Genomic DNA, 8,548 nt, shown 5'->3' with positions numbered 1-8,548 from the left:
ATGCTGGTTTTCCAGGATATGTGGGGATCGGGTGATTGCAACGGCCGCTGGACAGATCCGATGAAATTGGACGACCAATGGACACGTCGTAAATACCCTGATGATCATGATCTTTATTTAAAATCAGTTGCCGACCAGGTTAAACTGGTACGTAACTTCCCGTCGCTGGCTATCTGGTGTGGTGGCAATGAGATCACCCCGCCCGAAGATATTTTTGCAGCCCTGCGCGATACCATTATGCCTAAGCTGGATAACACCCGCTGGTTTATCCCTTATTCAAACTCCGAAGAAATGTCGCGCAATGTACAGGGCGGCAATGGAGATGGTCCTTACGGTATCCAAAGCCTTACAACTTTCTGGGATTATAAAACTTATCCCTTCAACTCGGAAGTGGGTTCGGTTGGTGTAAGCGATTATGAATCATTAAAACGCTTTATCCCTGCCGAAAACATGGTTCTTCCTCAATATGATGCCTCAACCGGGAAAACAACAATGGATCCTGTTTGGGATTATCATAAATATATTGGTTATGATGGCTCTATCGATAAATACGGTAAAGCTAAAAATGTTGAAGACTTTGCAACCAAGGCACAGTTGGTAAACTATGATCAGTACCGTGGCCTCATGGAAGGCTTTAGCTCCCATATGTGGGATTGGTATACCGGTACTATCATCTGGAAAACTCAAAACCCATGGACAGCTATGCGCGGCCAGATGTATGATTATTATCTTGACCCTAATGCCTGTCTTTACGGTTTGCATAGCGGCAGCGAGCCTTTGCACATCATGTACAATCAAACAGATGGTATGGTAATGGTAGCTAACAATACCTTTAAAACGCATAGCAATATGCTGCTGGTAGCCAAAACCTATGATATGGATGGCAGGGAAAAGGTATTAACACAGGTTTTTGCCGATGTAACGCCTACTACAACCAAGCGCTATCTATCGCTGAAAAAAGAAATTGAGAAAGAAGCTAAAGACAAAGGTGTTTTCCTTTGCCTGCAATTGCTTAAATCTGATAAAGAAGTGATCAGCGAGAATATTTACTGGCTGCCTGATGCCAAAGGTGATTTTTTGGGTCTGCAAAAAATGCCTGCCGGTAATTTGGGGGCTACCGCAAAATACCTGAAAAATGGTAAGGTTGAAGTAACCCTGACTAATGAAGGTAACGGCGCTCTGGCATTTTTTAACCGTCTATCGTTAGTTAATGCTGATAGCAAACAACGGATACTTCCGGCGTTTTATAGCGATAACTACGTAACGGTATTACCTGGTCAAACTAAAAAAGTGATCATTGACCATAATCCCGGCGCTGATAAAAACCTTGCCGTAACTATCGGCGGCTGGAACGTAACTGAAAGAACCATATCTATCGACAAATAAAAACCAGAAGAGAATGAAAAGTATTTCAAAATATTTGTCAGTTGCGGCGTTAATGCTTACCTGTGCCGGTGGCGTTAATGCCCAGGAAACAGCGGCAAAATTTCCGTTAATTCCATATCCTGCACAGTTAACTGCCGGAGAAGGCTCGTTTATCATCAACGCGCAAACCGGGATTGTAACCTCCAATGCTTTTAATACAGAAGCCTACGCTTTGAAAGATCTGCTTCGTAAAGGCTTAGGTAAACCCGTTGAAGTGAGCGAGGTAAAAAAGGCGCACGCCATTAACCTGGTTTACGATGCAAGTATAACTACCCCCGAAGCTTACCGCATGAGCGTTACTAAGGAGCAGGTGGTGATCCGTGCAAAAGACCCTGCCGGTGTGTTCCACGCGGTAGAAACCATCCGCCAATTATTGCCTGTTGGCATTGAAGCTGGTATTGTGCAAAAGCAGCTGTCATTGCCTGTTGTGGTTATTGAAGACGCACCGGTTTACGAATGGCGCGGTATGCACCTTGACGTATCGAGGCACTTCTTTTCTGTTAGCTACCTGAAAAAGTTTATCGACAGGATGGCTTTGTACAAGATGAATAAGCTGCACCTGCACTTAACTGATGATCAGGGTTGGCGCATCGAAATAAAGAAATACCCACTGCTTACTGAAGCCGGTGCGTGGCGCACTTTCAACAACCAGGATTCGGCGTGTATGAAAAAAGCTAAGGATAATCCGGATTTTGTGATTGATAAAGAGCATATCATCCAAAAAAACGGTAAGACCATGTACGGTGGTTTTTATACCCAGGAGGAGATGAAAGGCGTAGTAGCTTATGCTGCTGCACGTCACATTGACATTGTTCCTGAAATTGATATGCCGGGACACATGATGGCGGCTATTAACTCGTACCCGTTTTTAACCTGCGATGGCGAAAACAAATGGGGCGAACTGTTTACCAAACCTATCTGCCCTTGTAACGAAACAACCTTTGAGTTTGCCGAGAATGTATTCAGCGAGATCATGCAGATCTTCCCGTCTAAATACATTCACATTGGCGGCGACGAGGTTGACCGCACCAACTGGGGAAAATCAGATGCCTGTAAAGCCTTAATGGCTAAAGAAGGTATCAAAGATTTGGCTGGCTTACATAGCTATTTCATTAACCGCATGGAGAAATTCTTTAACTCCAAAGGGCGTAAACTGATTGGTTGGGACGAAGTAATTGAGGGCGGCATTAGCCCGACGGCTATTATCATGTACTGGCGTACCTGGGTGCCCGATGCGCCTGTAAAAGCAGTTAAGAACGGCAACACGGTGATCATGACACCAGGCGAACCGCTTTATTTTGACAATCAGCCCGATCAGTATTCTGTTAGCAAAGTGTATCATTTTAACCCGGTGCCTAAAGTGTTGAATGCCGAAGAAGCAAAATCAATTATTGGTGCGCAGGCCAATCTCTGGTCAGAAATGATCCCATCCGAAAAACGCGCCGATTATATGTATATGCCGCGGTTAACCGCTCTGTCCGAAATGCTGTGGACGCACAAAGAAGGTGAATATGATTCATACCTTAAGCGTTTGACTGAGCAGTACAAAAGGATGGATGCCCTGAAGATCAACTATCGCTTGCCTGATCTGCCTAACCTGCTTAACGAGTATGTGTTTACAAATGAAGGCAAACTAAGTATAAGCTCACCACTGCCAAGCCTTACTATTCGTTATACTACTGATGGTACTTTGCCGGATGTTAAATCGCCGGTATTGCCATCACCGTTAACTATCACGAAGTCAGAACTGGTAAGGGTTGCAGCGTTTACACCAACCGGGACACGTGGCGATGTTTATAATTTGAACTACGCACAACAGCAAATGTTGGGCCCGGTAAAAATTGCCCCGCCTAAACCAGGGTTGAATGCCACTTACTACAAAGCGTTTTTTAAACAAACTGCTTTAATGAAGGACGCAAAAGTTGACAGCACATTTACAACCGATAAAATTGAAGTGCCTGTAACAGTAAAAGCCCCATCATTTGGCATTGCTTACAAAGGTTACATAGATGTGCCAACCGATGGTATTTACAGCTTTTACCTAACCTGCGATGACGGCGGTGTGCTGTACATTGGCGATAAAGTTGTTGTAAATAACGATGGCAACCATTCGGCCCAGGAACGCAGCGGACAGGTTGCACTAAAAATGGGTGCGCATCCGTTTAAGCTTGATTTTATTGAAGGTGGCGGCGGCTTTAAGCTGTTGCTAAAATATAGTGTTAATGGCTCGGCCCCGCAGGATGTGCCGTCGTCATGGTTCAAAAACTAATAACCAATTATGAAAAAATTTACAGGCATTGCCTTATTGTTATTAACCGCCGGCTTAAATGGCTTTAGTCAAACTGCTCCTAAACCATATGGCGTATTGCCCACGCAGGGGCAGCTCAACTGGCAGGAAACCGGTATGTATTGCATTATCCATTATGGGGTGGATACTTACACCAACAAAGAGTGGGGCTTTGGCGATGAAGATCCGAAGATTTTTAACCCATCGCAGTTTAGCGCCTTGCAGATTGTAGCCGCTGCAAAAGCAGGCGGTTTTAAGGGCGTGGTAGTGGTAGCCAAACACCACGATGGTTTTTGTATTTGGCCAACTAAAACTACTGAACACAATATTACCAAAAGCCCATATAAAAATGGCAAGGGCGATATGCTGAAAGAATATCGTGAGGCTTGCGATAAGCTTGGTATGAAACTGGGTGTTTACTGCTCACCATGGGACAGGAACAACCCTAACTACGGCACTGCCGAATATGTGAAGACATATCGTGCGCAATTGAAAGAGTTGTATACCAATTACGGTCCGTTGTTTATTTCATGGCATGACGGTGCTAATGGCGGTGATGGTTATTACGGTGGCAAACGCGAAGTAAGAAAAATTGACCGTTCAACTTATTATGGCTGGGATACTACCTGGGCTATAACCCGCAAATTACAACCAAATGCTGTTTTATTTGGCGATGTTGGCCCGGATGTACGTTGGGTAGGTAATGAGGAAGGTCATGCGGGCGAAACCTGCTGGGCCACCTATACCCCTCATGCACCTGATGAAGGCAAGATCCCGTCTAATGGTTATGTGAAAGACTACGAAGGTACTGAAGGTACCCGCAACGGTAAGTACTGGATGCCGGCCGAGTGTGACGTGTCATTGCGTCCGGGATGGTTTTATCATAAAGCACAGGATGAAGGTGTAAAGTCGCCTTATACCTTGCTTGATCTGTATTACAAAAGCGTTGGCCGTGGTGCAGCGCTTGATTTGGGTTTATCTCCCGACCAGCGAGGTATTATTAACGAAATTGATGTTAAATCATTAACCGAGTTCGGCAACCTGCTGAAACAAACCTTCGCGGTTAATTTAGCAAAAGGAGCAACGTTAACTGCAAGTAATGTGCGTGGCGGCAACAAAGCCAAATTCGGTCCGCAATTTTTGCTGGATGACAGCCGTTACAGCTATTGGGCTACCGATGATAAGGTAACTACGCCAACTTTAACTATCGATCTCCATTCGCCAAAAACATTCAATGTGATCCGCCTGCGCGAAAATATTAAGCTTGGTCAGCGTATTGAAGCTGTTGCTGTTGATGCCTATTTAAATGACAAATGGGAACAGATAGGGGAGGCTACCAGTATTGGTGGTAACAGGTTGATCCGTTTAACACAAAATATAACTGCAAGCAAACTGAGGTTAAGGATCACCGCATCGCCGGTGGCTATTGCTTTGAGCGATTTTGGCATCTATAAAGAACCTGTTCATTTAACGGCACCAAAAGTTTCACGCAACAAAAAGGGCGAAGTAAGCATAACCACCGAAGCCCCGGTAAGCGCCATTCATTATACGCTTGACGGACATGAGCCTACTTTGAGCTCACCTGTTTACAGCAAGCCATTTACATTGAACGAAGGCGGGGTGGTTAAAGCCCGCAGTTTTGAGGGGAAGAATCAGCAAAGCGAAAGTGCTTATGTTGCTTTCGGCTACGCTAAAACCGATTGGAAAGTACTGGATGCTACAGCCGCTAACGATGGCTGGGGAAAAACAGAAAACGCTTTCGACGAAAATACCGGCAGCCTTTACAGTACGCTGAAAAAAGAAGATGCGCAATTCCCGCAGCAGATCAGTGTTGATCTGGGTAAAGAGCAAAAGATAAAAGCATTCGGTTACTTGCCAAGGCAGGACAAACAGGCCGATGGTATAGTGGACAGCTATGTGTTTTACATTAGTAAAGATGGCAAAACCTGGGAAAAGGTAGCTTCGGGCGAATTTGCCAACATCAAATCGAACCCTATTGAGCAGCCCGTAGTATTAAAACAGGAAATCACGGTAAGGTATTTTAAATTTGAAGCCGCACATGTAATTACAGGCAACGGTATCACTGTGGCCGAATTAAGCGTTTATTAATAATCTATTAAGTATTGAGGTTTACTTTGGCAGCAATATAAACCTCAATACCATCATTTAAGTAAAGAATGAAAAAGCAACTCGTTTTGGCCGGTTTACTGGCCCTTGTTAATTTAAGCTCCCAGGCACAAAGGCATAAATCGCAGCCTATGAAAAAGGCAGCCGGTTTAACGCAATATGTCGACCCGTACATCGGTACCGGTTTTCATGGACACGTTTTTGTAGGAGCCAGTGTGCCGTTTGGTGCGGTGCAGTTGGGCCCAACCAATATTTCTGAAGGCTGGGACTGGTGCTCTGGCTACCATATTTCTGATTCAACCATCATCGGCTTTCAGCATACGCATTTAAGCGGCACAGGTATCGGCGATTTGGGCGATATCTCCTTTATGCCAACAACAGGGCCCATCAATGTATACAAGGGCAGTAACAAAAACCTTAAAAGCGGTTATGTGTCGTTATTCAGCCATAAGGACGAGGTTGTAAAACCCGGCTACTACAAGGTTAAGCTAAAAAAATACGATATCGGCGTTGAGCTTACTGCCAGCACCCGCGTGGGGATGCATAAATACACTTTCCCGGCAACAAAAGATGCACATATCCTCATCGATTTGCAGGAGGGCATAGGCTGGGACAGGCCAATGGATACCTACATTAAACAGGTGGATAAGAATACCATTTGTGGCTACCGTTTTTCAAAAGGCTGGGCAGATGATCAGCGCATTTATTTCACTGCTGTATTTTCAAAGCCTATCGAAACTTTTGCGGTTTACGATAGCACAGCTAATGTAAAAGGCACCGAGCTAAAAGGCGTAAAAGTGAAAGGCGTTATCAGCTTTGCTACCACAAAAGGTGAGGTCGTATATGCTAAAGTAGGGATATCACCGGTGAGCGCTGAGAATGCCATGCTTAACATCAAAGCCGAAATACCGGGCTGGGATTTTAATAAAGTGGTTGCTGAAGCTGATGCTGCCTGGAATAAACAGTTCCAGAAAATTGTGATCAAGGCCGATTCATTATCACAGATGAAGAAGTTTTATACCGCTTTTTATCATACCATGATAGCGCCATCTATTTTTAACGATGTTAACGGCGAATACTGGGGAACTGATAAAAAAGTACACAAAAACGAAGGTTTCAACAATGTAACCACATTTTCACTATGGGATACCTACAGGTCAAACAATCCGCTGTCAACCATTATCCACCCGGAGCATGTGAACGATATGATCAACTCTATGCTGGCTATTTATCAGCAGCAGGGCAGCCTTCCGGTTTGGCATTTAATGGCTAACGAAACCAACTGTATGGTGGGATATAGCGCGGTGCCTGTTGTTGCCGATGCTTTGTTGAAAGGTTACAAAGGTTTTGATGCTAATTTAGCCTACGAGGCTATGAAAACCACCGCTATGGGCGATGAGCGCGGAATCAAATACGTTAAAAAATATGGTTACATCCCGGCAGACAGCAGCCGCGAATCGGTTTCAATGGGCCTTGAATATGCCATTGACGACTGGAGCCTGGCGCAAGTAGCCAAAAAGCTGGGCAAAGCTGAGGATTATGCTTACTTCAGTAAACGCGGTGCCTACTACAAAAACTATTACGACGCGAAAGCAGGCTTTATGCGTGGCCGTTTGTCGCAGGATGCATGGCGTACACCGTATAGCCCATTCATCTCTATCCATGAAACAGGCGACTTTACCGAAGGCAACGGCTGGCAATACACTTTCCTTGTTCCGCAGGATGTGGAAGGCCTGATCAGTATGCTGGGCGGGGTTGATAAGTTCAATACCAAACTTGATTCATTGTTTATTGCCCAGGGCGATATGGGTAAATTTAAATCGCCAGACGTATCAGGTTTGATTGGTCAGTATGCACACGGTAATGAGCCAAGCCACCCGATGAGCTACTATTACGCATACTCAGGCAAGCCATGGAAAACTGCCGAAAAGGTGAGGTTTATCCTGGATGATTTTTATACTGATAAACCGGATGGCATTATTGGTAATGAGGATGTAGGGCAGATGTCGGCCTGGTATGTGTTATCGGCTGTAGGTTTTTACCCGGTTAACCCGGCTAATGGTTTGTATGTATTTGGCAGCCCGGTAGTAAACGAAGCTACGCTGCAATTGCAGGGAAATAAAAAATTCCATGTAGTGGTTAAAAATAACGGCCCTAAAAACAAATACATCCAGGCTATGACCCTTAATGGCACTGATTACACCAAAACTTATATTAAACATACTGATGTGATGGCAGGCGGGGAGTTAGTTATTACTATGGGCGATAAGCCCGGCACTGTTTGGGGTGTTGGTGAGGCTAATAAAGCGGTTTCGGTGTTGAAATAATCCCTGTGATATGTCATTGCGAGCGCAGCGCGGCAATCTCGTAGCTATACAGAGCGGATTTGCTGGCGGGTTGCATGGCTACGAGATTGCCACGTCGCGCCAAGGGCACAATCCACCACCGCTCCTCGCAATGACATAATTATATTAATGAAAAAAGGATGCCTGTCGGGCATCCTTTTTTCATTAAAGAGCGTTAAGGTAATAATTCAAAATATCCCCATAAGATAAATCCCTAATTAAAACTTAATCTCCCCTCCGCATGTTATCCCAACATGAACCGTCTCCTCAAAAAGCTCGAAAAAATTGGCCGCGATCCGAAGATCACCGCAAAGGCAGTTGGCTTGCGTTATGTATCTGATTCATCACCGGGTTATACCCGTAA

General features: G+C 44.9%; 3 protein-coding genes and 1 pseudogene. All 4 read left to right on the top strand.

Translation table 11 applies throughout. From position 1 onward, the window contains the following. Positions 1-1,386, top strand: a pseudogene (locus VF500_RS07680) (glycosyl hydrolase); the annotation flags it as partial. A 13-nt stretch (positions 1,387-1,399) separates the two neighbouring features. Next, positions 1,400-3,694 carry a family 20 glycosylhydrolase gene (locus VF500_RS07675; RefSeq protein WP_330859112.1) on the top strand — a complete coding sequence of 765 codons (2,295 nt, stop codon included), beginning with the start codon at positions 1,400-1,402 and terminating at the stop codon, positions 3,692-3,694. A 9-nt stretch (positions 3,695-3,703) separates the two neighbouring features. Continuing rightward, positions 3,704-5,821, top strand: coding sequence for an alpha-L-fucosidase (locus VF500_RS07670; RefSeq protein WP_330859111.1), 2,118 nt, complete (start codon positions 3,704-3,706; stop codon positions 5,819-5,821). Between the two features lie 68 nt (positions 5,822-5,889). Further along, positions 5,890-8,166 (top strand): GH92 family glycosyl hydrolase, encoded by a 2,277-nt coding sequence (locus VF500_RS07665; RefSeq protein ID WP_330859110.1) that lies wholly within the window; start codon positions 5,890-5,892, stop codon positions 8,164-8,166. The last annotated feature ends 382 nt before the right edge of the window (positions 8,167-8,548 follow it).

Origin of the sequence: Mucilaginibacter sp. (assembly GCF_036383575.1) — a bacterium.
GTDB lineage: Bacteria > Bacteroidota > Bacteroidia > Sphingobacteriales > Sphingobacteriaceae > Mucilaginibacter.
This window is presented reverse-complemented; position numbering and strand designations above follow the sequence as displayed.

Excerpts from the sequence above, each read along its gene's own strand:
- VF500_RS07675 (WP_330859112.1), top strand. The coding sequence starts at position 1,400 with ATGAAAAGTATTTCAAAATATTTGTCAGTTGCGGCGTTAATGCTTACC.
- VF500_RS07670 (WP_330859111.1), top strand. The coding sequence starts at position 3,704 with ATGAAAAAATTTACAGGCATTGCCTTATTGTTATTAACCGCCGGCTTA.
- VF500_RS07665 (WP_330859110.1), top strand. The coding sequence starts at position 5,890 with ATGAAAAAGCAACTCGTTTTGGCCGGTTTACTGGCCCTTGTTAATTTA.